The sequence below is a fragment of the Pseudoalteromonas sp. HM-SA03 genome, from assembly GCF_002289345.1.
In the GTDB taxonomy this organism is placed as follows: Bacteria; Pseudomonadota; Gammaproteobacteria; order Enterobacterales; family Alteromonadaceae; genus Pseudoalteromonas.
Genome location: NZ_NSDG01000089.1, coordinates 70644 through 97623 on the forward strand (window position 1 = coordinate 70644; position 26980 = coordinate 97623).

The 26980-nt window shown below is 42.5% G+C and carries 22 protein-coding genes; 13 read left to right on the forward strand and 9 right to left on the reverse strand.

The window, feature by feature from the left end:
• Window positions 1-3 precede the first annotated feature (3 nt).
• Window positions 4-1176: an efflux RND transporter periplasmic adaptor subunit gene (locus tag CKO50_RS18055; protein ID WP_095729287.1), complete on the reverse strand. Its 1173-nt coding sequence runs from the start codon at window positions 1174-1176 to the stop codon at window positions 4-6.
• 418 nt (window positions 1177-1594) lie between these two features.
• Here CKO50_RS18055 and CKO50_RS18060 point away from each other — a divergent pair, with 418 nt between their 5' ends.
• The gene (locus tag CKO50_RS18060) at window positions 1595-2197 is read left to right on the forward strand and encodes a TetR/AcrR family transcriptional regulator (protein ID WP_095729288.1); all 603 of its coding nucleotides are present in this window, start codon (window positions 1595-1597) and stop codon (window positions 2195-2197) included.
• On the opposite strand, the gene CKO50_RS18065 is transcribed toward CKO50_RS18060, so the two are convergent.
• The 4 genes from CKO50_RS18065 to CKO50_RS18080 form a co-directional block, all read right to left on the reverse strand.
• Window positions 2181-4025, reverse strand: a complete 1845-nt coding sequence (locus CKO50_RS18065; RefSeq protein WP_095729289.1) for an ABC transporter ATP-binding protein — start codon at window positions 4023-4025, stop codon at window positions 2181-2183. The two genes, CKO50_RS18060 and CKO50_RS18065, sit on opposite strands and share 17 nt — an antisense overlap.
• Window positions 4026-4114: 89 nt before the next feature.
• Window positions 4115-5302, reverse strand: coding sequence for a hypothetical protein (locus CKO50_RS18070; protein ID WP_095729290.1), 1188 nt, complete (start codon window positions 5300-5302; stop codon window positions 4115-4117).
• Window positions 5303-5481: 179 nt separating this feature from the next.
• Window positions 5482-5928 carry a DUF3010 family protein gene (locus CKO50_RS18075; protein WP_095729291.1) on the reverse strand — a complete coding sequence of 149 codons (447 nt, stop codon included), beginning with the start codon at window positions 5926-5928 and terminating at the stop codon, window positions 5482-5484.
• A 34-nt stretch (window positions 5929-5962) separates the two neighbouring features.
• Entirely contained in the window at window positions 5963-6955 is a 993-nt protein-coding gene (locus CKO50_RS18080; protein ID WP_095729292.1) for an endonuclease/exonuclease/phosphatase family protein, read from the reverse strand.
• A gap of 229 nt (window positions 6956-7184) precedes the next feature.
• Between CKO50_RS18080 and thrS the strand changes: the two genes are divergently transcribed.
• The 4 genes from thrS (at window position 7185) to rplT (ending at window position 10472) form a co-directional block, all read left to right on the forward strand.
• Window positions 7185-9095 carry a threonine--tRNA ligase gene (thrS, locus tag CKO50_RS18085; protein WP_095729293.1) on the forward strand — a complete coding sequence of 637 codons (1911 nt, stop codon included), beginning with the start codon at window positions 7185-7187 and terminating at the stop codon, window positions 9093-9095.
• 56 nt (window positions 9096-9151) lie between these two features.
• Window positions 9152-9715: a translation initiation factor IF-3 gene (gene infC / locus CKO50_RS18090; protein WP_095729294.1), complete on the forward strand. Its 564-nt coding sequence runs from the start codon at window positions 9152-9154 to the stop codon at window positions 9713-9715.
• 181 nt (window positions 9716-9896) lie between these two features.
• Window positions 9897-10097 carry a 50S ribosomal protein L35 gene (gene rpmI, locus CKO50_RS18095; RefSeq protein WP_010604868.1) on the forward strand — a complete coding sequence of 67 codons (201 nt, stop codon included), beginning with the start codon at window positions 9897-9899 and terminating at the stop codon, window positions 10095-10097.
• 15 nt (window positions 10098-10112) lie between these two features.
• Complete coding sequence (gene rplT, locus CKO50_RS18100; RefSeq protein ID WP_010376973.1) at window positions 10113-10472, forward strand: 50S ribosomal protein L20; 360 nt, start codon at window positions 10113-10115, stop codon at window positions 10470-10472.
• A gap of 95 nt (window positions 10473-10567) precedes the next feature.
• Here the strand turns inward: rplT and CKO50_RS18105 are convergent, their stop codons facing one another.
• Window positions 10568-11401, reverse strand: coding sequence for an SDR family oxidoreductase (locus CKO50_RS18105; protein ID WP_095729295.1), 834 nt, complete (start codon window positions 11399-11401; stop codon window positions 10568-10570).
• 126 nt (window positions 11402-11527) lie between these two features.
• Between CKO50_RS18105 and CKO50_RS18110 the strand changes: the two genes are divergently transcribed.
• The 6 genes from CKO50_RS18110 to CKO50_RS18135 all read left to right on the forward strand — a co-directional run bounded on the left by CKO50_RS18110 (window position 11528) and on the right by CKO50_RS18135 (window position 18358).
• Window positions 11528-13315, forward strand: coding sequence for a M14 family metallopeptidase (locus CKO50_RS18110; protein ID WP_176474705.1), 1788 nt, complete (start codon window positions 11528-11530; stop codon window positions 13313-13315).
• Window positions 13316-13317: 2 nt separating this feature from the next.
• On the forward strand, window positions 13318-13959 hold the full coding sequence (locus CKO50_RS18115) for an MBL fold metallo-hydrolase (protein WP_095729297.1): 642 nt from the start codon (window positions 13318-13320) through the stop codon (window positions 13957-13959).
• 111 nt (window positions 13960-14070) lie between these two features.
• Entirely contained in the window at window positions 14071-14529 is a 459-nt protein-coding gene (locus tag CKO50_RS18120) for an Lrp/AsnC family transcriptional regulator (RefSeq protein ID WP_010376979.1), read from the forward strand.
• A gap of 204 nt (window positions 14530-14733) precedes the next feature.
• Window positions 14734-16290 carry a SulP family inorganic anion transporter gene (locus tag CKO50_RS18125; RefSeq protein WP_095729298.1) on the forward strand — a complete coding sequence of 519 codons (1557 nt, stop codon included), beginning with the start codon at window positions 14734-14736 and terminating at the stop codon, window positions 16288-16290.
• A gap of 173 nt (window positions 16291-16463) precedes the next feature.
• Complete coding sequence (locus CKO50_RS18130) at window positions 16464-17534, forward strand: sensor histidine kinase (protein ID WP_095729299.1); 1071 nt, start codon at window positions 16464-16466, stop codon at window positions 17532-17534.
• A complete protein-coding gene (locus CKO50_RS18135; RefSeq protein ID WP_010376983.1) occupies window positions 17534-18358 on the forward strand; it encodes a LytTR family DNA-binding domain-containing protein in 825 nt (274 codons plus the stop codon). The genes CKO50_RS18130 and CKO50_RS18135 overlap by 1 nt, the downstream gene beginning before the upstream one ends.
• A gap of 131 nt (window positions 18359-18489) precedes the next feature.
• Here CKO50_RS18135 and pyk read toward each other — a convergent pair whose 3' ends face one another.
• Window positions 18490-19923: a pyruvate kinase gene (gene pyk / locus CKO50_RS18140; RefSeq protein WP_095729300.1), complete on the reverse strand. Its 1434-nt coding sequence runs from the start codon at window positions 19921-19923 to the stop codon at window positions 18490-18492.
• Window positions 19924-20365: 442 nt separating this feature from the next.
• On the opposite strand from pyk, the gene gndA reads away from it, so the two are divergent.
• On the forward strand, window positions 20366-21739 hold the full coding sequence (gndA, locus tag CKO50_RS18145) for an NADP-dependent phosphogluconate dehydrogenase (RefSeq protein ID WP_069019114.1): 1374 nt from the start codon (window positions 20366-20368) through the stop codon (window positions 21737-21739).
• Between the two features lie 89 nt (window positions 21740-21828).
• Here the strand turns inward: gndA and ansA are convergent, their stop codons facing one another.
• Window positions 21829-22839 carry an asparaginase gene (gene ansA / locus CKO50_RS18150; protein ID WP_095729301.1) on the reverse strand — a complete coding sequence of 337 codons (1011 nt, stop codon included), beginning with the start codon at window positions 22837-22839 and terminating at the stop codon, window positions 21829-21831.
• Window positions 22840-22910: 71 nt separating this feature from the next.
• Window positions 22911-24791, reverse strand: coding sequence for a signal peptide peptidase SppA (gene sppA, locus CKO50_RS18155; protein ID WP_095729302.1), 1881 nt, complete (start codon window positions 24789-24791; stop codon window positions 22911-22913).
• A 213-nt stretch (window positions 24792-25004) separates the two neighbouring features.
• Here sppA and CKO50_RS18160 point away from each other — a divergent pair, with 213 nt between their 5' ends.
• On the forward strand, window positions 25005-26966 hold the full coding sequence (locus tag CKO50_RS18160) for an FAD-dependent oxidoreductase (RefSeq protein WP_095729303.1): 1962 nt from the start codon (window positions 25005-25007) through the stop codon (window positions 26964-26966).
• Window positions 26967-26980: the final 14 nt, after the last annotated feature.

A 26980-nucleotide genomic window follows, 5' to 3' on the forward strand; every position in this document is an offset into this window, starting at 1 on the left:
AGATTATTCTCCTTGCTCGCTCACAGACACAGGCATACCAGGGAAGAAGATCCTCGCCATACCTTCAACGATGACAGGTTGACCTTCTTTTAAGCCTTCGCGAATAACCCACATATTCTCATTGTTAAGCTTGACCCATTCACCAACTTTGACCGGTGCAGGTAAGGCTACGGTTGCACCTTGTTCATTTTTGGTAGCAATGTACACAAATTTCCCCGTACCATTGTCTAGTACGGCTCTTTGTGGAAGTACAACGGCATTATTGCGTACCGCACCAGAGAGCTTAACTCGCACAAACTGACCCGGTCTTAACTCGCCATTTTCATTAGGAATACGAGCTTGTAACTCACTGGTACCCGTAAAGCGGTTTACCCGAACGTCGCTAAAGTTTACTTTACCGGCTTGTCCGTATAGTGAACCGTCTTGCAGAATAATTGTGGTATCAAATTCATTATTTTCCGGTAATGACAATGAGCCAGTTTCTACATCTTGGCGCATTGTTAGCTGCTCACGCTCTGAAAAGCCGAAGCGAGCACGAATAGTGCTGATGTCGGTAAGTTCAGTTAATAGTACACTCGGACCAGAAACATAACTGCCTTCTGACATCAACTCACGACCCACAATGCCAGAAACAGGCGCTTCAACTTTGGCGTATTCAAGATCTAGCTTGGCTTCACTCAGTGCGACTTTTGCAGATTCTAAATTTGCAACTGCAATATCATAGGCAGATACTGAGTTATCAAAATCGCGCTTTGATACTGAACGTTCGTTCTTCAAACGCTCAAGTCGTTCGCTCTCGCGCTTAGTTTGATCAACGTTTGCTTTTGCTGCCTGAAGTGCTGCTTGTGCTTTATCTACTGCTAACTCAAATGGCTTAAGCTCGATGGTGAATAGTGAATGACCAGCTTTTACAAACTGACCTTCCTCAAAGTTGCGAGATTCGATGATCCCAGAAACTCGAGAGCGAATTTCTACTTCTTTATCACCCGCGAGTGTTGCCGGAAGTTCGATATCGAATGGCACTGATTGAGTAGTAACTTGTTGTACACTCACTTGCGCAGGTGGCATTGCGTGGCCCCCTTGCTGTGGTGCTTCTGAACACGCTGACAAAGTGCCTAACGTGAGCATTAAAAAAGATAGGTGTTTAACACGACTGCGTATTGATGCTGGATACATGAACACTCCAATTCCTATATTATCATTGTATGCTGCCCCAACTATAGCGGGGAACTACCTTGCAATTTGCCTTTAATAACGCGCACTCGACTGGATGCAATCAGACAAGTGACTTCATTTCATACCTTAACCACACCAAAGTAAAGGCTATTTGTTCGACAATTAAACAAGTAAACGGTAGTGTATACTTAAAGAAATAAAAGGTAAACGGCTGCGTGTACTTTTCTTCAATTTAGGTATACGATCATGTGTACTTTTTATTAACGACTTTATTGATTAAAATAAAGGGAATGTTGATTTATTACAAAGAAGGCTTATCTCTGTATAGAGAGGAGGTTCTTGGTATACAACTGACCATGTGAGTAGCAGCTATCTATGGCTCGCTTTTCCCACTATTAATTAAAGACAGAATAAGTAAATGACGCAACTTTCACCAAAACAGCAGTCAATTTTATGTGCAGCGATAGAAGAGTTCGCTCAAAAAGGCTTGCAGGCGACGACGATGGAGTCGATCAGTCAATCAGCGGAAGTATCAAAGCGCACGTTATACAAGCATTACTCGACCAAAGACGAGCTCTTTGATGCCGTGGTTGAGCTGTTAATTGAGCGGATTAAGCCGATAACAGCGATACAATTTATCCCAAACTATGACTTTTCGGTACAACTGCAACACCTTGCGAAAAGCGCAATGACTTTGTTGAATGACGAGGATTACATGCGTTTGTCGCGTATTGTGATGATTGAATCGATGCGCAGTTTTGAGCAAGCACAGAATCTAAATGAAAAGTTTAGCCATTGTGAGGCCGCGATGATCCAATGGTTCGAAGATGCGGCGAATTCAGGGTGCCTTGGTAGTTTTGATGCGGACTTTGCCGCAGCGTACTTCTGGGGCGCACTGAAAAAGCTAGGCTATTGGGAACGCGCGATAAAATGGCAAGCTCCGCTTCCAGAAGCAGAGCTTGATATATTAGTTGAAAAGGCGGTAGTGCTATTTTGTAATGGCGTTACTCAACCCCAATAAATCCACCGGTTTGATGCGACCAAAGTTTGGCGTAGATACCACCTAAGGCTAGCAAGGATTGATGGCTTCCTTCTTCTACTATCCGACCTTCATCCATTACTATTAATCTGTCCATTTGTGCAATCGTGGATAATCTATGAGCAATTGCAATAACGGTTTTTCCTTCCATTAATGCATCTAAGCTCTCTTGGATAGCTTGCTCAACTTCAGAATCCAAAGCCGATGTGGCTTCATCTAAAATTAAAATTGGCGCATTCTTTAGTAATACACGGGCAATGGCGATACGTTGGCGTTGGCCTCCTGATAATTTCACACCTCGTTCACCTACTTGTGCATCAAAGCCGATATTACCATGACTGTCTTCTAAGTCTTGGATAAAATCGTAAGCCTGCGCTTCTCTTGTTGCGGCAATTAGCTCGTCTTCTGATGCATCAGGGCGACCATAAAGGATATTGTCGCGTACGCTGCGATGGAGCAAAGAAGTATCTTGCGTGACCATGGCGATATGACGTCGTAAGCTTTCCTGTTTTACTTTAGCAATATTTTGGCCATCAATTTCGATGCTGCCGCCGTCAGTATCGTAGAATCTCAGTAGTAAGTTCACTAAAGTCGACTTACCTGCACCTGAGCGGCCAACCACACCAATTTTCTCGCCGGGGTTGATATGCAGATTAAGGTTGTCGATGACATTATGTTGTCTCGCCACATCTTTACGCTTATAAGCGAAGCTAGTGTTACAAAAGTCGATTTTTCCGGTTTTAAAATCTAATTGTGGCGCTGTTTGTTGGTCAACAATATCAAGCGGTCTAGAGAGCGTGTTCATACCATCTGTAACTGTACCAATATTTTCGAATAGGCCGCTAATTTCCCACATTATCCACTGTGCCATTCCATTTAGTCGTAAGGCTAAACCCACTGTAATTGCGATAGCACCAGCGGTTATCGCATTAAAAGACCATAAGTAGATGGAAAGTGCCGCGACGGAAAACACCAAAAGATAATTTAAGGCTTGAATACTAACGTTTAAGCTAGTTGCTAAGCGCATTTGCTTATATACAGGTTGAATAAACACATCCATGCTGTCTTTGGCATATTCTTCTTCTCGTTTCGTATAAGAGAAAAGTTTAACGGTTGAAATATTGGTATAGCTATCAACGATCCTTCCTGTCATTTCTGAGCGAGCGTCAGCTTGCTCACTAGAAACAAGTTTTAGTTTAGGAACAAAATATAATTGGAAACAGATATAGCTGCCAAGCCAAATAACCAGCGGGATCATCAAACGTATATCACTGCTTGCAACAAGCGCGAGCATTGCAGTGAAGTACACTAAAATATAAACCAGCACATCGAGTAGTTTCATGACTGATTCGCGTACGGCTAGGGCGGTTTGCATTACTTTAGTTGCAATACGTCCTGCAAACTCGTCTTGATAGAATGTCATAGACTGTTTTAGCAAGTAGCGGTGTGCCTGCCATCGAATAGCCATTGGGTAATTACCCAATAAACTCTGATGTAAAATGGCGCTGTGAAAAAAGACTAGCAGTGGCAGCGCCACTAACGTGATCACAGACATTCGGATTAACTCGGTTTGTTTGGCTTCAAATAGAGTTTGTGGTGTATAAGTTGAGAGCCAGTCAACCAAATCACCCATAAAGCCAAATAATGCTACTTCCAAAATTGCGAGGATCGCAGCACTTAGCGACATAAATAACAAGGGTAATTCCATTCCCTTAGTATAGAAGCGACAGAAAGCCAACAAACCTTGTGGTGGCTGACCAACTTCTTGCTCGGGAAAGGGTTTGGTAAAGCGTTCAAATACTCGATACATGGATGATCCCTAAATTTGTTCAGAAGCTAGTCTACCTTGATAGTATGAAATGCGCGAGTCACAGATTGGTGCTTAATTTGCACGAATTATTATAGCTGTCTTTGGTTAAGTAGTTTTTGTGTAATGAGCTCACCAGTGACAGCATTATAGCTACTTAAAGTCAATGGCGTAGAATAGTGCTTTAAATAGACCTGAGCATGTGGCTTTTCTACTGTAATCTTATCGATTGGGACGAGTTTTTTACCTTTATCGACAAAAAATGATAGCTCTAAATAGCATGGAAAAATCTTTTTACATACACCGAGTGATTGTTGTTGTAGATCAAACGTTGCAAAGAGCCAATTTGGTCTATTATTGATTTTAGTGGTTTTGGGCCAAGTTACAGAAAGATCAAACCTTTGCGGGTCTGAAGAGTAGTGCTGAGACTGGCTTGCTACCCGTGCGAGCAGCAAAGGGGTATTGCCACTGACTGATTGAACCTCAGATAAGCGAACCTGATCAACGGTGAGTGGATTAATTGTCAATGTTTGCTTGAGCTCACTCGCTAGCTGGTTTTGTTCATCTAGCTGAGAAAATCCGAGGTGAACGAGTAATTTTGCATCACGATTGTTATCAAATATTTTTTCTTTTAAGTGTTCGGCTGCGGCTTTGGCTCTACCTTGTTGTGAGTCGTGATCGTAACTAATAATCTCATAGCCAAGCGATTTGGCTTCAAATATCAAGCTAGCGTAAGTCGCTTCCATGGTGTAGATCCCATGTTCGTATGTTGTGAAGCCCTGTTTATTTATTTGCTGCTCAACGCTTATCTGTGGGGCAAGTGCTTCTAATGCAAGATAGCGATAGCCTTGTTCATATAAAGGCTTTAACAGGGCAATCGTTAGCGCTCGGTGTTTAGCGTTGTGATACGCTTCGTTTACCATAGTAATACGCGTGTCAGCAGCCTTTTTTTCTATGATTTCTAACGCGGGAACTAGCTGATAATCATTCAGCAACATATCTGGATTAATCACTCCAGAAGTGAGCTTTTCTGCTTCAAAATAATTGCCAACGATAGAATGGTAGGTTGCTGCATATTGAATGTTTGCTGAGCTGCTATCTAAATGCCCCTTGACTGGAATTTGGCTTTCAAGTGACTGTGTGTTTTCAAACACACGTTTATCTGAATTAACACCAAAGATTAAAGAAGCTGGGTTAGCGCTTGAGTTTGCTAATGCTGGTACTGTTATCAGCGAACATGCGCAAAAAATAACGGTTTTTCCATATTGTTGAAGTAACACCTAAATCCACTCCTTGCGGGTTTATTACGGTTATATTAATAGCATAAAAGCGCGGAGGGCTGAATCAAAGAAAAACAAAATTTTTACAACAATTTTATATTTGAATTATTTACAGGGAAGAGAGAAGTGGAAGCCAATAAAAAGGCCTGTAGCTAAGTAACTGCAGGCTCTTGATACGATTATTCTTCTTTGCCGTATGTCTTACGAAGAATATAAACATAGGCATTGATGAAAGCTTGCTCTTGAAATTTTTTCAATCCAGTGTCTTCATAGTCAACAGGAATTGGGTTTCTTTTTAATTGCTCTTTAACTTCGGTACCAGATAGTAACTGCACGTCCACGCCTGAAATTAACTGGATAGCAGCTTCCATTTTAAAACCTGCCGCACTACCTGCGAATTTACCTTTGTGTGGGCGCTGACGAATGGCGATAGAATCTACGCTGTAATCTTCTACTAGTTTTGCAAAGTCGAATTGGAACTTGCGCATTTCATCAAGTTCTGTCCCTTGGTTGCTTAACGTAAAGCGGCGCTGACGAATATCTCTGATATCAAAAACATCATTTTCTTTCGTTAGCATGCAAAGCAGAGCTTCGCTGCCTGAAATTTCAACCCCAAGTGTTCTCATTTTCGTGTCCAGATTATGCAAAAATTAAATTATCTCACAGTGTTATTTCTATTGCTATCGCCGCATGGTCAGAATAGCAAATATCTTCGTCCATACGCTTCGGGTCAAGGTGAGCATCGTAACTGTAGTAATGTAACGACTTCACCCTGGGCGTTTCTCGGTTGGGATTGAATTCTTTTGAACAAAGAATGTAATCAAGTACGTTACCTTCACCTTGATAGTAATGACTGGCTGGTTTTCCCTTGTGGTTGTTGTCGGCGTAAAGAAAACTGTCGAACAACCCGACACTGTCAAAGCTATTACTAGCAAGGACAGGTGGAAAAGCTTGTGTCATAAAAGATAATGCTGGGCTGTCTAATTCATCATTGAAGTCGCCCATCACCAAGGTTGCAGCCTGTTTTTCTCTTTGTGTCTTTAATGCGTCGTAATAAATGATGGAAGCTTCGAGCGAACGTGATATTTGCGACTGCATAGTACCTACGGTTTCGTGAAGTAATGTAAGTAGCGGATCGTCTTGATTGGCATCTCCCAGCATGTGGGCCATTGAATGCACGCGTTGAGATTTAAAGTGGACGGCATAACACGCCAGTAACCCGAAGCCTGGGATGTCGAACTTACATTTTATCGGGGTGCGATTGAATTTAAATTGATGTTGATTATTAAGGTATTCGAGTAATTCGGGGCAGGGCTCTAACGGCGCAAAGGATTTAAATGGTAGTTTTGATGCGATAGCGACCACGGGCTTAAACAGTACCGATGGGTAGACGTGATCAGGACTTGGCGCATCTACAGTGGCAAAGTGGACAAGACCCAAGTCTTCACACAGCATCTGTAAGCTATCAGGTGAGAAGACTTCTTGAAACACAATGACATCGGGGTTTATATGCTGAATGAGTCCCGTGATGAACTGAGTTTTGGTTTGCCACTGTGTTTCATTATAGTGCTCATGAAGCTGATAAAAAGAATAAGGCGGTGCTGCAAAATTTAGTAGATTAAAGGTTGCAAATCGATAACGCTTTTTGGCCACGAACAATCCCAAAATAGTTTTTATAAATTAATCTATTAATTTTAGCTCTAGGCTTGCACTTAGCCAAGTAACACGCGAGAATAGTGGTTCTTATTCGAAAGCCCTTGGATGAGCCGCGATAATTCGCGCAAGACAATGCTTATTCGTAAAAGCGTTGATAGGCACACGTTAAAATTAATTAAATACATGTGATGCATTGTAGGTGTCACCACTGTAAATAGGATTTATCATGCCAGTTATTACTCTCCCTGACGGCAGTCAGCGTATTTTTGAAAACCCTGTCACTACTCTAGAAGTCGCTCAAGACATCGGTCCAGGCCTTGCGAAAGCAACGATTGCTGGCCGTGTAAATGGCGTTCGTGTTGACGCTTGTGACCTCATCGAAAATGATTCAGCACTTGAAATCATCACCGCAAAAGACGACGACGGTCTTGAAATTATTCGTCACTCGTGTGCGCACTTGATTGGTCACGCTGTAAAACAATTGTTCCCAGAAGCTAAAATGGCGATTGGTCCTACCATCGACAACGGTTTTTATTACGATGTTGACCTAGAGCATTCGCTTACTCAAGAGGACCTTGAAGCGATAGAAAAGCGTATGTTGGAGTTGGCAAAAACCGACTACGACGTAGTAAAGAAAAAGGTGAGCTGGCAAGAAGCGCGCGATGCATTTGCAGCACGCGGTGAAACCTATAAGATGGAAATCCTCGACGAGAATATCGCGAAAGATGACCGCCCAGGTTTATATCACCACGAAGAATATGTTGATATGTGTCGTGGTCCGCACGTACCAAATATGAAGTTCTGTCACCACTTCAAGATTATGAAAGTGGCGGGCGCATACTGGCGCGGCAACTCAGAAAACAAGATGTTACAGCGTATCTACGGTACAGCTTGGGCTGACAAAAAGCAGCTAAAGGCGTATCTTAAGCGTTTAGAAGAAGCTGAGAAGCGTGATCACCGTAAAATTGGTAAAGCACTCGATCTGTGGCATTGGCAAGAAGAAGCGCCAGGCATGGTATTTTGGCACAATGATGGCTGGAGCATTTATCGTGAGCTCGAAGATTTTGTTCGCGAAAAACTACGCGAATATCAGTACGAAGAAGTAAAAGGTCCGTTGATGATGGACCGTGGTTTGTGGGAAAAATCAGGCCACTGGGACAAGTATTCAGATGCCATGTTCACGACTGAGTCAGAGAAACGTGAGTATGCTATTAAGCCGATGAACTGCCCAGGTCACGTGCAGATCTTTAACCAAGGTCTAAAGTCATACCGTGATTTACCATTGCGTATGGCTGAGTTTGGTTGTTGTCACCGTAATGAACCATCTGGTGCACTACATGGTTTGATGCGTGTTCGTGGATTTACACAAGACGATGCGCACGTATTCTGCACAGAAGAACAGATCATGGACGAAGTATCAGCATGTATCAAAATGGTGTATGATACGTATTCAACTTTTGGCTTCGAAAAGATCGTTGTTAAATTATCGACGCGCCCTGAAAAACGTATCGGTGAAGATGAAATGTGGGACAAAGCAGAAGCTGCACTTGCAGATGCTTTGAAAGCCAATGACATCGAGTTTGAATATTTACCAGGGGAAGGTGCGTTTTACGGACCGAAGATTGAATTCACGCTATATGACTGTTTAGAGCGTGCATGGCAATGTGGTACAGTGCAATTAGACTTTGCACTACCTGGCCGTTTAGGGGCAACATATGTTGCGGAAAATAACGAGCGTAAAACCCCTGTTATGATCCACCGCGCAATTCTAGGCTCACTAGAGCGCTTTATTGGTATCCTAACGGAAGAATACGCTGGTCAATTCCCAACTTGGCTTGCACCAAAGCAAGTTGTGATCATGAATATCACGGACAAACAAGCCGATTATGTCCACGAAGTTGTACAAAAGTTGAATAAACTTGGAATAAGAGCTTGTGCCGACTTGAGAAATGAGAAGATTGGTTTTAAAATCCGCGAGCATACTTTAAAACGTATACCTTATTTGCTAGTGGTGGGTGATAAAGAAGTCGAGCAACAAGAAGTTGCAGTAAGAACCCGTACTGGTGAAGATTTAGGTAAATTCTCGGTTGACGATTTCATCGCGAAAGTTAGCGAAGAGATTAAAAATCGACTATAAATATAAACTTGCGTGTACTTTACTTTTTCTGGTGCACGCATTTACTTTTGAATTTTTTGGAGGAACGTACCATTAGAGGCGGCAAAAAAGGGCAAAATAACGCTCAGAAAAATCGTATTAACGAAGAGATTACAGCGAAAGAAGTTCGCTTAATTGACGCTGAAGGCGAGCAAGCTGGCATTGTCTCAACAAGAGACGCACAAAACATGGCGGAAGAAGCCGGTCTAGATCTAGTTGAGATCAGTCCAAACGCTGAACCACCAGTTTGTAAAGTGATGGACTACGGTAAGTTCCTTTTTGAAAAAGCAAAAATCCAAAAAGAACAAAAGAAAAAGCAAAAGCAAATTCAGGTTAAGGAAGTTAAATTCCGTCCTGGTACTGATGTTGGTGATTACCAAGTTAAGCTACGTAGCCTTCGCAAGTTTCTTGAGGGGGGCGACAAAGCTAAAGTCACAATTCGCTTCCGTGGTCGTGAAATGGCGCACCAAGAAATTGGTATCGACCTGTTAAACCGTATCAAGACTGAGTTGGAAGATATCGCATCTGTTGAGTCTTTCCCGAAAAAAGTGGAAGGTCGTCAGATGATAATGATGATGGCACCTATTGCTAAAAAGTCTTAATCTCGGCATAATACGCATCGAATTTAACGCAGGTCTCAAGTGCTAACGCCACCTGCGTTATCCGGTTTTAAAGTAAGGTATTGATCCTTCACCGGTTTTAGGTAGTAAGTTAGGCCTACAAGTGAGTTTATCTCCGCCTACTTACATTGTGTTAAAGCAATATCATTCGGAGTTATTGCAAATGGCTTATAAGCTAAAATCACACAGAGGTGCTGCTAAGCGCTTCAAAAAAACTGCTTCTGGCGGTTACAAGCGTAAACAGTCGCATCTTCGTCACATTCTGACTAAGAAATCTTCAAAGCGTAAATTACACCTTCGTGCTAAGTCTATGGTTCATAAGAATGACCTAGGCCTAATCGATCGTATGTTACCATTCGCTTAATAGAGGATATCAGAAATGGCAAGAGTTAAACGCGGCGTAGTTGCACGTGCACGTCACAAAAAAGTATTAAAGCAAGCTAAAGGTTACTATGGAGCGCGTTCACGCGTTTACCGCGTAGCTTTCCAAGCGGTAACTAAAGCTGGTCAATATGCTTACCGTGACCGTCGTGCTAAGAAACGTACTTTCCGTCAACTATGGATTGCTCGTATCAACGCAGCTGCACGTCAAAATGGTCTTTCTTACAGCCGTTTCATCAATGGCCTTAAAAAGTCATCGATTGAAATCGATCGTAAGATCCTAGCTGATATCGCAGTATACGACCAAGTAGCTTTCGCAGCACTAGTTGCTAAAGCAAAAGATGGTCTAGCTGCTTAATAAGCAGAACTAGAATTAGTCTTAGGACTAAACCTGGTATTGAAAAGGAGCCTTTGGCTCCTTTTTTAGTTTTATATTCGTTATAAACTCTAACGTTAGCGGTTTTTTATTAAGATTTTATCCAGCATCTTACTGCTCAATATTCGTTTCAAGTATCCCATCAAATAGGTCGGAAACGTAACGTAATATCTAGGCTTTGCAGTCTTAGCACTCAGCGCGTGTTGCAGCACTTTATAAACAGCTTCTGGCCCCAAAGTGAATTTTTGCGGAGCTTCTTCTGAGCCTAAGCGGTTAAGCTGCGCCTGATATGCATTGTGATGTACGCTATGTTCGTGATCGATATTCACTAAAAAGGCGTGTTTCGCGTTTTCTCTAAATTTAGACACGATTGGGCCTGGCTCTATTAGGCTAACTTGAATATTGCTACCTGAAAGCTCCATGCGTAGGGTATCGGTAAGTCCTTCGAGTGCAAATTTGCTCGCGTTATAGGCACCGCGATATGGCAGTGCGACTAATCCAAGTACGGATGAGTTATGAATAATGCGACCTGCGCCTTGCTTACGCATTTGCTCAATTGCGAGACAGGTGAGCGTATGCCAGCCAAAAAAGTTAACTTCGAATTGTTGCCGTAACACCTCTGTAGGCAAGTCTTCTACCGCACCAGGTTGGCCGTAAGCACCGTTATTGAATAAGGCGTCTAACTGACCATTTGCGATTGTCAAAGCTTGGTTAAAGCCATCATTTATACTTTGCTCGCACGCTAAGTCGAGCAAAACACACTGAATGTCTGTGCCTTCAAATTTATTCAAGTCTTTTGCATTTCTAACCGAAGCAATAACTTGATATCCTGCTTTTGACAATTGCACAGCGCAGTAATAACCAATCCCGCTAGAACAACCTGTGATTAAAATTGATTTTTGTACGCTCATTTGATCCCTAAAGTTATGGTTATCTGCGATTAACTGCAAATTTTTGTTGAATCACCGCACATTGTAAGCCGATATCTAAAATATTGATATAATTGGCAGATAAAAGCAGAGGAATAGAGAAATATGATGAGTTCCAGCATTATTATGCTTACTGCAATGCTAGGTATGAACGGTCATTTACCACCCTTGATGGAGTGGCAGGGCAAAAGCGAACAACTATTACAACAACAGGGCCCATTAACGACTGATTTTGAACTAAGCGGTGCGATAGATTCTCCTAATTACGCAGATACGATGGCATTTGTTGACCGCCTAGTGGCTGCCAATCCGACCCAATTTAAGCTAGAAACCATTGGGTTTAGCAATAGTAATCGCGCAATTAAGATGATTGTTGCAACGGAGCAGGGCGGTGATAAATCAAATGTTATTAATAATGGTAAGCCAACCATTTTAGTACAAGCTGGTATTCATGCCGGAGAAATTGACGGCAAAGATGCCATGTTTATGTTGCTTCGCGATGTTGCAACCGGTAAGCGCCGTGATATCTTGACGAAAGTGAATTTACTCTTTATCCCTATTCTCAACGTCGATGGGCATGAAAGACGCAGTGAATTTAACCGTATAAATCAACGCGGCCCGACTGTTATGGGCTTCAGAACCAATGCCAATAACTTAAATCTGAATCGTGATTACACTAAATTGAACACGCCAGGAGTTAAGGCGGTCATGCAGGTGATTAACGAATACAATCCGGATCTGTACATCGATGTTCATGTAACAGATGGCGCAGACTACCAATACGATGTCACTTATGGTTTTAACCCAACTTTTGCAAGTGAGTCACCAGCAATAGCTGAGGTGTTAGAAAATCAGATTTCGCCACAAATTAATGCAGCGCTTGCCGCTCAAGGGCATATTCCAGGTCCACTTGTATTTGTGATGGATAAGCGAGACTTTAAAAAGGGATTGGCTGGTTGGGTGGCAACGCCACGATTTTCAAATGGTTGGGGAGATTTAAAGGGACTGCCGACCATACTGGTAGAGAATCACTCATTGAAGCCCTATAAGCAGCGCGTGTTAGGCACTTATGTGTTTATGGATGGCGTTATCAGTGGCCTTTCAAATAATATTCAGGCACTGCGAGAAGCGGTTGAGAAAGAGGCTGAATTCACACCGAAACAATTGGTTGTTGAACGCAGCTATGCAAAAGAGCCCGACTACATTCAATTTAAAGGCATCCAATACAAGCAGTTTGAAAGTGCATTGTCTGGTCATTTGGAAGCTAAGTACTTAGGCGAGCCACAAAACTATGAAAAACTGCCAATTTATTGGCAGAAGGAAGTAAAAACAACGGTGAATGTACCTGAGCAGTTTTACATTCCACCAGCATACCCTGAAGTGGTCGAAAAATTAAAGTTGCATGGAATAACCGTTTCTACACTACCAGATGGAACGATAGTGGAAAAAGTAAGCCAAGCTACAGTAAAAGACTACAAGTTCGATACTACTCCTTTTGAAGGGCGCTTTAGAGTGAATGCGATTTTCGACATTCAGGAACTCTCAGATAAGGTAGACCTAAGTGGTTGGTATAAAGTAGCAACAGCGCAAAAATCTGGAGAGCTGGTAACTCACTTACTACATCCAGAAGCGCCTGACTCATTTTTTGCTTGGGGCGATTTCAATACTATTTTCCAACGTACAGAATATGTTGAAAATTATGCACTTGAACCTTTTGCGCGGAAAATGCTAAAACAAAATCCAGCTATGGCATTAGCCTTCGATAAAAAAATACGTGAAGACAAGCAGTTTGCAAACGATCCAAAAGCGAGGATGGAGTGGCTTTATGCAAGAACGCCGTTTTATGATAATGCATATCTTAAATATCCTGTTTTGATGTCGTTTGGAGCAAACTAATCATGCAAGTGTTCACTATTCCAGTTACCCCGTTTATGCAAAATTGTCGTGTCATCGTGTGCCCAGAAACACAGGCTACTGCAATTGTAGACCCAGGTGGTGAAGCGGAAAAAATTATTACTCAGTTGAACACACAAGGGTTAGTGCCAAGCATGATTTTACTTACCCACGCGCACCTTGATCATGTGGGAGCAAGTACAGTATTAAGTGAGCATTTTAATATCGAGATTATCGGGCCTCATCAGAGCGACCAATTTTGGCTGGAAGCCTTGCCAATGCAATCACAGATGTTTGGTTTTCCTAATCATGAAGCTTTTTTACCATCTAAGTGGTTAAATGATGGGGATAAGGTTAAAGTGGGGAACCTCGCACTCGAAGTCAGACATTGTCCAGGGCATACTCCGGGGCATGTGGTTTTTTACGAACCAAACTCAAAACAGGTCTTAGTGGGAGATGTGTTGTTTAGAGGTTCTGTTGGTCGTACTGACTTTCCAAAAGGCGATGCAGCCCAACTAAAACAGTCTATACAAGATAAGCTGTTTACTTTGCCTGATGAGGTCGTGGTGCATTCTGGCCATGGTGAAAATACCTCAATTGGCTTCGAAAAGGCGACAAATCCTTTTATGAGTGGCCGATTTGGTTAGATATAGTGGAAGTGGCATAGTAGTGATGTGCATTTTTTAATTTGCTATGCTTCAGGGAATAACAATCAGCATCGGTTAATAGACTGGTGTGCTAATTAAACTAGAATAGATATGTCATTAAACCAAGTAGATCGCCAGATACTGGCATTGTTACAGCAAGACGCAAGTCTTTCTACCGCTGAAATTGCTGATAAAGTGGGACTATCTCAGTCCCCTTGTTGGCGTCGCATCGCTAAATTAGAGCAAGACGGTTACATCAAAGGCAAAGTTGCATTGCTGGATGAGAAAAAGCTCGGATTTGATATGTTGGTTTATGCGCATGTTAGGCTTTCAAACCATGGCCGCAACAACCTTGCCGAGTTTGAAAAATTGATCTTAAGTTATGACGAAGTGACAGAGTGCTACTCTATGGCAGGCACTATGGACTTTATGTTGCGTATCATTTCGAAAGGCATTGAAGGCTATGAGCAATTTGTTCGTGATAACTTACTTAATTTAGAGTTCGTCCAAGAAGTACATTCAAATGTTACAATGACTTGCGTTAAGCGCAGCACTTCCTTACCACTTTAATACATTTTGTTGCCCTGCTTCGTTGGGTAGGGCTTCCCGTCATCTTTTCACCATTGTTCTATACTACAATACAGACCGCTTTATTAAGTTATGTATTGCAAGCGAGGTTGCAATACAAGCTTGTATCTTATTTGTTAAAGGCGCTGCTTTTTGCTAGAATCCGACGCCTTTGTGTTCATTGTCAATTCACACCAGAGGATATTGATGTTTAATCTTATCAGCAAAGCGCCTAGCTCTGCTAAAAACGATGTACTGTCTGGGCTTACGGTCGCTTTGGCACTTGTGCCTGAGGCTGTGGCTTTCGCTTTTGTTGCACAAGTAGACCCATTAGTCGGTTTATATGCAGCATTTATTGTCGGTCTTGTGACTTCAATCTTTGGTGGAAGGCCGGGTATGATCTCGGGTGCAACAGGGGCTCTTGCCGTGGTAATGGTAAGTCTCGTTGTTGAGCATGGTGTCGAGTATCTCTTTGCAACCGTATTACTGATGGGCCTCCTACAAATACTCGCGGGTATATTTAAGCTCGGCAAGTTTATACGTATGGTACCGCATCCAGTAATGCTAGGCTTTGTAAATGGCTTAGCTATCGTTATCTTCCTCGCCCAGCTTGGACAATTTAAAGTACTTGATGATCAGGGCAATCTTACGTGGATGCAAGGTGAGATGCTATATATTATGGCTGGCTTAGTGGCATTGACTATGGCCATTATTCACTTTTTACCAAAGCTAACAACCGCTGTGCCTTCGAGTTTAGCGGCGATTTTAGTGGTAACCGGTATTGTTATTGGTTTTGATTTAGACGCTCGTAATGTGCTTGATTATCTGAAAGATATGTCAGGTAACGTAGATGCAACGATAGCGGGTGGTTTTCCTACTTTCCATATTCCAGAAGTACCATGGACATTTGAAACATTTAAAATTATCTTCCCATACGCGCTTATCCTAGCAGCGATTGGTTTGATTGAATCTTTATTAACGCTCACGCTAATCGACGAAATCACCGAAACACGTGGTCACAGTAACCGCGAATGTATCGGCCAAGGTGCGGCTAATGTTACTTGTGGTGTGTTTGGTGCGATGGGTGGCTGTGCGATGATTGGGCAATCAATGATCAATATTAATTCTGGTGGCCGTAGCCGTTTGTCAGGTATCACAGCAGCATTATTACTACTTGTATTTATTCTGTTTGCAGCAAGCCTTATCGAGATGATCCCGCTTGCGGCGTTAGTTGGTGTAATGTTTATGGTGGTATTGGGGACTTTTGAATGGTCAAGTTTTAGATTAATTAGAAAGATCCCTAAATCAGATGCATTTGTAATCGTCTTGGTGTCGGGCGTTACAGTGATTACAGATTTGGCCATCGCAGTTTGCGTTGGTGTCATTGTTTCGGCACTGGTATTTGCATGGGAGCATGCGAAACATATTTACACCAATAATTATATTGATGAACAAGGCTCAAAAGTGTACGAATTACACGGACCTCTATTTTTTGGGTCGGTGAAAAACTTTGCAGAGCTGTTTGACGTTAATAACGATCCAGACGACATCATTGTAGAATTTAAACATAGTCGCGTTGCCGATCATAGTGCAATTGAAGCAATAGATACGCTAGCTGAACGTTATAAAAAGGCTGGTAAAACGCTTCATCTTCGCCACTTGAGCCAAGACTGTAAAGTACTGCTAAGTAAGGCTAAAGATCTCGTTGAGCTAGACGGCCAAGCAGATCCTACCTATAAAGTGGCATCTGACAAGCTTGCTTAAGAGCGACAGTTTGAATAGATGAATATAAATTAACTGGTTAATCTATTTCAAAAAAAGGCACTAAGGTGCCTTTTTTATTTGCGGCAAGGTGTGTAAAAACTGAGACCACCAGCAGTGAATAGAGACGACATGCTGAGATATAATCCAGTTAAGATAGAAGAGGTATAATCATTTTGAAGTGGCAATCACTGGTTGATAACAGGCAGAGATTTTTCTGGGTATTACAAATAGCTGGTTGGCTGGGCTACGCGCTAGTTAACTATATTGGCTCAAAAGTCTTTGAAATGCGGGATATTTATGTATTTGTCATCGCTTTAAATGCCTACGCAGGTTGTTTGATGACCGTACCGCTACGATACCTCTATCGTAAAATTTGGAATGCAACACCGTTGGTGCTGATATTCGTTGTGTTTACGGCGTCATATGTAACTGGAACACTATGGGCGGTCGTTCAGAAGTTTAATCATTGGGAAATTTATCGTCACGGGTATCGACCTGATGAGTGGTTTTATTACTTACAGCAGGGACTAGACTCTGTCTATATCATACTCTGTTGGAGTGGGTTGTACTTTGGTATTAAGTATTATCAGTTGTTACAGAGTGAGCGTCAAAAGGCATTGAAAGCCAATACCATGGCCCATGAAGCGCAATTGAAAATGCTGCGATATCAATTGAATCCGCATTTTCTATTCAATACTCTTAATGCGATTTCGACGCTTATATTGGTTGAAGAAAACAAAGACGCGAATCAAATGGTCTCAAGGCTCAGTGATTTCTTGCGCCATACATTAAATACAGATCCGATAAAAAAGGTACCGCTTGAGCAAGAGTTACATGCGTTGAGACTGTACTTAGAAATTGAAAAGGTCCGTTTTGATGAGCGCTTATCTATTGAGCTTGATGTGACAGAAGAGGCTGAACAGGCGTTGGTACCTAGCTTGATCCTACAACCACTCATTGAAAACAGCATTAAATACGCAATTGCCCATATGGAGCATGGCGGCAAAATTGAAATAAAAGCGCAGGTGTTTGCCAATGAACTACTCTTGGAAGTAGGAGACAATGGTCCAGGCGCCGAGCTGGAAGGTGGGCAACTGAAAAGTGCGCAGGGAGTGGGTTTAGCGAATACCAAAGACCGTTTAAAAACCTTGTACGAAAACAACTATTCATTTGTGCTCTCGGATAATGAGCCAACTGGTTTGAAGGTAAACATTCGCGTTCCATATGAAAGGGCGAAGAAGTAATGAGCAAAATTAGAACACTAATCGTAGATGATGAACCGTTAGCGAGAAAAGGGCTAGCGGTAAGGTTAAGAGATTTTTCTGAAATTGAAGTTGTAGAATTGTGTGGCAGTGGTCAACAAGCAATCGATCTATGCAAATCTGAGGACATAGATCTCGTCTTTCTCGATATTCAAATGCCGAACATGAATGGCTTTGAAGTAGCGAGAGCGCTGAGTGAAAGTGTTAAACCATTGCCTGCTATCGTATTTGTAACCGCGTTCGACCAATATGCTGTAAAGGCATTTGAGATCCATGCGCTGGATTACATCTTAAAACCCGTTGATGACAACAGATTAAAACAGGCGGTGGAGAAAGTGCAAAGCTATTTAAAAACACAACAAGACAATGCGCATAAGAAAAAGCTAGCCAGCTTTGTTGCAGGGATCACTGGTAATAACTGTGAAGAAATCCTTAAAAAACTTGCAACAGGAGATACAATTGAAGATAAAAAATTCCCGGAGTCGCTCGCGGTAAAAGAACAAGGGGAAATCATTCGAGTATCTACATCGTCAATTCAGTGGATTGATGCAGCCGGTGACTATATGTGCTTACACTGTAGCGATGGTCAGACTCATATTTTACGTAAAACAATGAAAGATCTAGAACAAGAGTTAGATCCAACGTTATTTGTGCGCGTACATCGCTCTGCAATTGTTAATACTAAGCAGATTAGTAAACTAGTCACACAAAGCAGTGGCGAGTATTTATTGGTACTTGAGAATGGTCAAGAGCTTAAAGTCAGCCGTAGTTACCGTGACAAAGTAAAGGCCGCACTCGCGAGCTAATAAAAGCGCGAGCTAAAGTGATTTGCACCGTGTTTAGCCTACGGTGACGTAGTGTATTTTATGTGCTTGTACACTTTAGAGTATTCTAAGGAAAGATGAACTAGGCAGCAAGGCTACCTAGTTCAACGCTTTTACACTGTGACGATTTTCAGCGTGTTACTGGCGCCGATAGTTTCCATCTTATCACCGTGTGTGATGATCACTGTGTCGCCTTTTTCCAATGAGCCAGCAGCAACTAGCGTATCAAGCGCTTCGCGAACAGTTGAATCATCTGAGCATTGCGTCGAGTCAAATCTTACCGGATATACACCACGATAGAGTGATGCCTGCCCAAGTGTTGATTGATGGCGAGACAGAGCGTAAATAGGCAATCCAGAACTGATACGAGACATTAATTTTGCGGTATTACCCGATTCAGTTAGTGCGACAATCGCCTTTACTGAATCTAAATGGTTCGCAGCGTACATTGCCGACAGCGCGATAGTTTCACAGGTATCAGCAAAGCGGCTATCTAAACGATGTTTAGAGATATGGATCTGTGGTTGAGATTCAGCACCTAAACACACACGTGCCATTGCTGCGACCGTTTGTTCCGGGTAATCACCAGCAGCGGTTTCTGCTGAAAGCATTACCGCATCTGTGCCATCAAGCACTGCGTTTGCGACATCCATAACTTCAGCACGAGTTGGCATCGGGTTGTCAATCATTGACTCCATCATTTGGGTGGCAGTGATCACAGTACGGTTTAGTGAGCGGGCTCGGCTGATAATTTGTTTCTGTTTACCAACGAGAGCGGCATCGCCAATTTCTACACCTAAATCACCACGGGCAACCATCACCGCATCAGAAGCCAGTACGATGTCGTCAATCGCTTCTACAGTTTCAACCGCTTCTGCACGTTCGATTTTTGCAAGTAATTGTGCATTAGAGCCAGCTTTCTCCGCAAGTCCTCTTACGTAACGCATGTCGTCACCACTGCGAGGGAACGAAACCGCAATATAGTCCACACCAATTTCAGTTGCTGTGATCAAGTCTTCTTTGTCTTTGTCAGTAAATGCAGGTGCTGTTAAGCCACCGCCTAACCGGTTGATACCTTTATTGTTCGACAATACACCGCCAACTTTAACACTGGTATGAACCAAGTGACCTTGCACTTCTTCAACAACAAGCTGAAGAAGTCCATCGTTTAATAACAGTAAATCGCCTTGTTTTACGTCGTTCGGTAATTCTTTATAGTCGATACCGACAGCTTCAACGTGACCTTGGCCTGGCTCCATTTTTGCGTCAAGAGTGAATTTTGCACCCACTTCTAAAAACACTTTACCTTCTTTAAATGTTGAAACGCGAATTTTAGGACCTTGTAAATCAGCAAGGATCGCTACATTTACACCTAAACGTCTAGCAATTTCGCGAACGGCATCGGCTCTATTTTTGTGATCTTGAGCAACGCCGTGTGAAAAGTTTAGTCTGACTACGTTGGTGCCGGCACGAATGATTTTTTCTAAGTTGTTATCTCTATCCGTCGCTGGCCCCAGTGTTGCGACGATTTTTGTGCGTCTAAGCATCAGATTCTCCTGTTAGCTTATCAAGGTAAGCAAAAACTCATGAATGTGTTAAAAGTAAATCAAGATTGTTGTTTTTTTACACATGCCACATTGTAAAATCACGATTTAACTAATTAGAGCATAAAGAATTATGCAAAACCCTTTTTAACACTCGAATTAAGTTATATGATCTATATGTCATCATTATGACACCGGTGTCAGTGGCCGTCAATCTCGAATATTTTACCTTACAGCTTAGGGGACTAATTGAGATTTATCACAAAATTGGTGAATTCGTGCTGCTGTCACTATATTGCTATACAGTGAATTGTGTTAGCTGTCATATTTTGGGGACCGATATGATATCAGTGAATTGTGTGTCTCGCTGGTCAATCATGGTCGCTCAGGTATAATGCACATACACGAACGCATAAAGTTTTGATGTTACCGAGGAGGAAACTAAATGCAGGTTGCATTAGTTGGTTTGGGTGTGATGGGTAAAAACCTCGCGCTAAATCTAATTGAGAAGGGGATGACCTTAGTCGCTTATGACAAGAACCCTGAAGTAGGTGCGGAATTATTGAGTTGCGCACAGTCGTTAGGTATGGCGGAGCGCTTACACATAGTGTCTGATCTCGGTGATATGATCAGAAGATTAGAGACTCCTCGCTCGATTTTATTACTCGTTCCAGCAGGTGAACTAGTAGATAAAGTTTGTAGCGATTTGGTTGAAGCTGGAGTTGAGAAAGACGATATCATCGTTGACTGTGGTAACAGTAATTACAAAGATGGTATTGCACGTAAATTGAAATATCAGAATAAATTTGAGTTTGCCACGATGGGGATCTCTGGCGGTGCTGAAGGTGCACGTCATGGTCCTGCAATGATGGCAAGTGGTTCAGAAGGTGGCTGGGAGCGTATCGAGCCTTGGTTCGAAAAGGTTGCTGCGAGCTACAACAATGAATCATGTTTCGCGCGTGTTGGGCAATCGGCCAGCGGTCACTTTGTTAAAATGGTGCACAACGGTATTGAGTATGCGTTGATGCAGCTCATTGCGGAGCTTTATCAATTGCTACGTCTGGGTACTGGTCGCTCTCCTAAAGAAGTTGCTGAGATTTTTGAATCTTGGTCGGAAGGTAAATTAAATAGTTATCTACTTGCAATTTCTAGCCACATTTTAAGTCTAGAAACAGAGCAGGGCGAGTCTCTAGTCGACCTTATCGACAATAAGGTAGGAGCTAAGGGCACTGGCCTTTGGACGGCGCAAAACGCACTGGAGCTTGGTATTGCCGTACCTTCGCTTGTGGCTGCGGTACAAGCTCGCCATCTCACCAATACTATTGATACTCCAGCTGCAAAAGAAATGACGTATGCGAATAAATCAACGCAAACAATTGACGTTGATTTAGACGAGTTAAAAGATGCGTTTTATTTTGCCAGTTTGCTATGCTACCGCCAAGGTCTTGCACTGATTAAGGGCGCGTCTCGTGCACACCAATGGAAAGTAGATCTCAATAAAACGCTACAAACCTGGCGTGCGGGCTGTATTATCCGAGCTGATTACTTAGACGATATTGCTGAAGGTGTTGAATTTATCGATTCACTTGAGAAGCCTGCGCTTGCACTACGTAGCATTACAGGTAAAGCGGTGGCGACCGGTTTGTCTTTCCCTGTGCTTGCTGCGACGCAAACTTACATTGCAACACTGAGCACGCCAAGCAATGGACACTTGGTGCAAGCACAGCGTGATTACTTTGGTGAGCACGGCATAAAGACACATAGTGGTGAAACTTGTCACCTTACTGATCTTGTCGATATCGAAGCAAAAGTTAGATAATAATCGACGTTCGAAGTAGTTCGAGCTGATTTAAAAGCCGTGGTAAAGATACTACGGCTTTTTTGTTGTGTTACTTTTTTGCTTTACTGCTATCGAGTTAGCTCACCGCGCAGATTGTCTTGCATCAAATGGCGGATCGTTTCAATCTCTAGTTGCTGGCTAAATAGATAGTGTAGCTTTGTTAAGCACGCTTCTAGTGTCATATCGTAGCCACTGATCACACCACAGTTTAATAACGCATTTCCTGTCGCGTAGCCGCCCATATTCACTTTTCCTTGAATACATTGGGTGAGGTTGATAATCACCACTCCGCGATCGCTGATTGCTTTAAGCTCAGTTAAAAAATGCTCGTCTTGTGGCGCGTTACCAACACCAAAGCTCAATAAGATTAACGCTTTCATCTCGCCACGCATTAGGTTCTTAAGGATTTCAGTTGAGATCCCAGGATACAAATGCATTACCGCGATAGGTTGAGGTGAAATCTTGGTGACTTGTAAGCTTTGCTCAACGTAAGGGCTGAGTTTCCCTTCGATCAGCTGAATATTGATCCCAGCCTGTGCCAGCGGCGAAAGGTTTGGAGAAGCGAATGCATCGAAGCCATCAGCATGAGCTTTGATTGCTCTATTACCGCGGTAAAGTTTATTGTTGAAAAACAAACTCACTTCGGCGATAGGATAGTTAGCAGCCAAATACATTGCGTTTAACAGATTTACTTGACCATCAGAGCGTAGCTGTGACAACGGAATTTGAGAGCCGGTTACTATCACAGGTTTAGTTAAGTTCTCAAACATGAAGGATAGCGCAGAAGCAGTATAGGCCATTGTATCTGTGCCATGGAGCACCACAAAGCCGTCGTAGTCGTGATATTTTGATTGAATATCATCTGCGATAAGCTGCCAGTGGTGCGGTGACATATCTGACGAATCAATTAACGGGCAATATTCATGAATATCAAAAAGCGGCATTTCATCGCGAGTAAACTCAGCGTTATTTTTCACCGTATCTGTTAGGTATCCTGCAACTGGAACGTAACCGCGACTGGATTGTTTCATACCAATGGTACCACCGGTATAGGCGATATATATTTTTTTTCTTTTCATAAAAAAGCCCAGAATAAAATCTGGGCTCAGTATAACAATTACAGCACCATAATTGCAGTGCTTAATCGATTTTACTCAGGTGAAACGTTACACACTAAGCAAAGCGTATAGACATGGTTGGGATCGTTAAGCTGGCCTAACATTTGAGTTTGTAGTGCTATTGTATTGCTAACGTTGTCTAGGGCATTTAATGCAGTTTTTGCGAATATTGATTGCTCAGGTACAAGGGCACTAATGGCACTTTGCACCATAGACGCACCAAATAATTGCTGCATCAGCTTTTCTTGCTCGGTGAGTGTTTGTTCAATAGTGATAACATCATACGTCTCTAAATTAGCAAGACTTGCTGCCGCTTCAATGGCATCGTTCTTGTTACCTAACTTATCAACTAGGCCAAAATCAAGCGCCTGAGTTGCTAGCCATACACGTCCTTGCGCAACATCGTTAACTGCTGACTTATCAAGGTTTCGTTCGGTCGCAACCATGGAAATAAATTTATCATAGGCATCTTCAACGCCCATTTGGATTAGATTTTTATAGCCACCATCTATCCCTCTGAATGGAGATTGGCCTTTTAATTCGGTTGTCGCAATACCATCAGAGTATATTCCTAATGAGTTTGCTGCATTTTCGAAGGTCATGATCATGCCAAATACACCAATAGAGCCGGTGATCGTACTTGGCGATGCCCATATTTCATTAGCTGATGCCGCAATCCAATAACCACCAGAAGCTGCAACAGATCCCATTGATGCTATCACGGGTTTTCCTGCGGCCTTTAGTGCAATAACTTCATTACGAATGGTTTCAGAAGCAAACATGCTGCCACCGCCAGAGTCAATTCTTAATACAACGGCTTTCACTTTGTCGTTAAGGCGAGCTTTTTTAAGTAGCGCAGCTGTTGAATCGCCACCAATAGCACCCGCTTTACGCTTGCCATCAGAGATTTGACCTTTAGCAACAACCACAGCGACTTTTTCGGTAAATGGGTTTTCTGCAAATTCTTTAGGCGGCAACGTCGATAGATATTGACTGAACGAGACCTGTTTAAAAGATTTTCCTTTTGCATCGAGACCAACTTCATCGATGAGTTTTTTTGCAAATGCCTGATTGGTCGTTAACGCGTCGACCCATTGGTTATCGATAGCGTATTTGGCGGAATCGCCTTGTGCCGCTTCCATTTTGTCTGTTAATGCTGCGAAAGTTTCATCAAAATTAGCCACATTAAAACCGCGGTTTTCAGCCACTTCTGTTTTATATTGTGTCCAAAGCGGGGTGATCCATCCAAGATTTGACTCTTTTGCTTCTGGTGACATATCACTGCGAATATAAGGCTCGACGGCCGACTTGTATGTACCAACGCGGAAAATATGCTGCGTAACTTTAAGTTTATCAAGCGCCTCTTTGAAATAAAGCGGATACATGCCAAACCCGGTGATATTAACCCCTCCATATGGATGTAGAGAAATTTCATCGGCTACCGAGGCGAGATAATATTGGGCTTGAGTGTAATAAGCGCCGTGAGCATAGATTTTTTTGCCTGTCGCTTTGAATTGCGCGAGCGCGTCTTTGATATTTCGTAATTTATCGAGATGGGCGCTATGAAGACGTTGTAAATCAAGGTACATCACTGTAATGCGGTCGTCTTGAGCTGCTTTATTGATAACATCAATGACATCATCTAGTAAAATTTCGCTTGGCTCTTCTGAGTCACCAAAAGCATCACTCATTGCCGCCTCAACAGGGTCAACATAGGTCAATTGCTCAACTATGATACCGTTCAGGTTTAAACGTAATACGCTTTTATTTTCGATCTTAACCTGATCCTCACCCGATACAATGCTTATCACGATGGCGATAAGAATGAATAAAAACAGCAGATTTAGAATTAATCGCCTGGAAAAGTTCAGTGTGGCCCAAATGCCTTTAAAAATATTCGCTATCAGTTTCAAAATGATCCCTTAATGCTTAACTTCAATACAACTCTATACATTTATCATATATCAGCGCGAGTTTCATGAATAATAGAAAAACGTAACGAAGTATTTTCATGATTGAAATATCGCCAATGCCACCAAATTAGTTAATTTCTTTCTTCTTAAGACTTGCCAAATAATAAAAAAACGTTAATGTTCACAGGTAAGACCAGTTTTGTGGGGCGGCAAATGTTAGAACAAGAACTACAACTTAAACATACCAGTTTGCGAAATCGCTTGGTAATGGGATCAATGCATACCGGGCTTGAAGAAGGGTGGCACAACCGAAAGCGGCTCGCTGCATTTTATGAAGAACGAGCAAGAGGTGGAGTGGGCCTGATCGTAACTGGTGGTTACAGTCCAAACCTACGCGGTAAGTTGACACCAATTTCTTCTTCTTTTAACTCGTTATACGATGTAATCAAACACAAAGCATACACCGAGGTAGTACATAAACACGGCGGCAAAATTTGTCTACAGTTACTACATGCTGGGCGCTATGCTTATCATCCATTCAACACTGCACCTAGTGCTATCAAAGCACCGATTAATCCATATAAACCAAAAGCAATGAGCTTAAGTGCCATCAAAGGTACGATTAAAGACTTTGCTCACTCAGCTAAGTTGGCCGAAAAAGCAGGCTACGATGGTGTGGAAATCATGGGCTCAGAGGGTTATTTAATCAATGAGTTTATGGCGGGTCATACCAATAAACGCACCGATGAGTATGGTGGTAGCTTAGAAAACAGAATGCGATTGGCAACAGATATTGTAAAAGCGGTTAGAGCAAAAGTGAGCGATAAATTCATAATCGTTTTTCGCCTGTCGGTCATGGACTTAATCCCAAATGGCTCAACACCAGAAGAAGTTGTGCTTCAAGCCAAAGCTTTGGTCGCGGCCGGTGTGGATATTCTTAACACCGGTATTGGTTGGCATGAGGCGCGCGTTCCAACAATTGCCTCGATGGTGCCTCCAGGTGCCTATCGTGAAGCGTCACATAGGCTAAAACAGGCTGTCGATATACCCGTTGTAGCAGTAAATAGGATTAATACGCCAGATCTTGCTAATGACATTTTAGCCAAAGGTGATGCCGACCTTATTTCTATGGCGCGTCCATTACTGGCTGATCCTGAATTCTTTAACAAATATCAGGAGCAGCGCTCGGAACAAATCAATATTTGCATCGGCTGTAATCAGGGTTGTTTAGACCACGTATTTAAAGGTAAACGAGCAACATGTTTGGTGAATCCACAAGCCGGATTTGAATTGGATTATCCACTTCAGAGTGCCCAAAGGAAAAAACAAGTACTCGTGGTTGGGGCAGGACCTGCTGGGTTGTCTGTAAGTTACTATCTCGCTAAAAAAGGCCACCAAGTTAAGTTAATTGATAGAGGTAGCGAGCTTGGTGGTCAGTTTAATTTAGCGATGCGAATACCAGGTAAAGAAGATTTCCAACATACGCTTAAATACTATGTCAGCGAAATAAATCGCTTAGGTGTTGAGCTTTGCCTAAATACACCATACGAAGAAACAATGGCAAATGCGTTTGATGATGTGGTATTTGCAACGGGTGTAAGCCCACGGATGTCGAAAGTAGAATGCGCAGATGGGAAACGTGTGTTTGCCTATGACGAAGTTATTAAGGGTGAAGTAGAATTAGGTAATAAAATTGCTATTTTAGGTGCCGGTGGTATTGGCTTTGACATGGTTGCGTTTTTAACGGAACAGCGAGAACAAACGATCCCTGATTTTAAATCACAGTGGGGAATAGAATGCAAAGCGCAACCATCACAAGAGCAAAGGCCGATTTATATGTTGAAACGCTCTGAAGGACGTTTTGGTAAAGACTTAGGTAAGACCACAGGTTGGATCCACAGAGCCGTTGCAAAACACCACAATGTTCAGCAAATTGCAGAATGCGAATATATCAGCTTTGATAATCAAGGTTTGACCATAAGAGTTGCGGGTGAAGAGCAACTGTTAGATGTCGATACGGTCATTGCTTGTATTGGACAAGTTTCTAACGATAGCTTGTTCGATAAAGAGGCGCTACCTGAAAATCAGCACGTTATTGGTGGGGCTAAACTGGCGGCAGCGATTGATGCTAAGCGAGCGATTGCAGAGGCCCTTCAGGTAGCAAGAAAGATCTAACGAAATAACCCAAC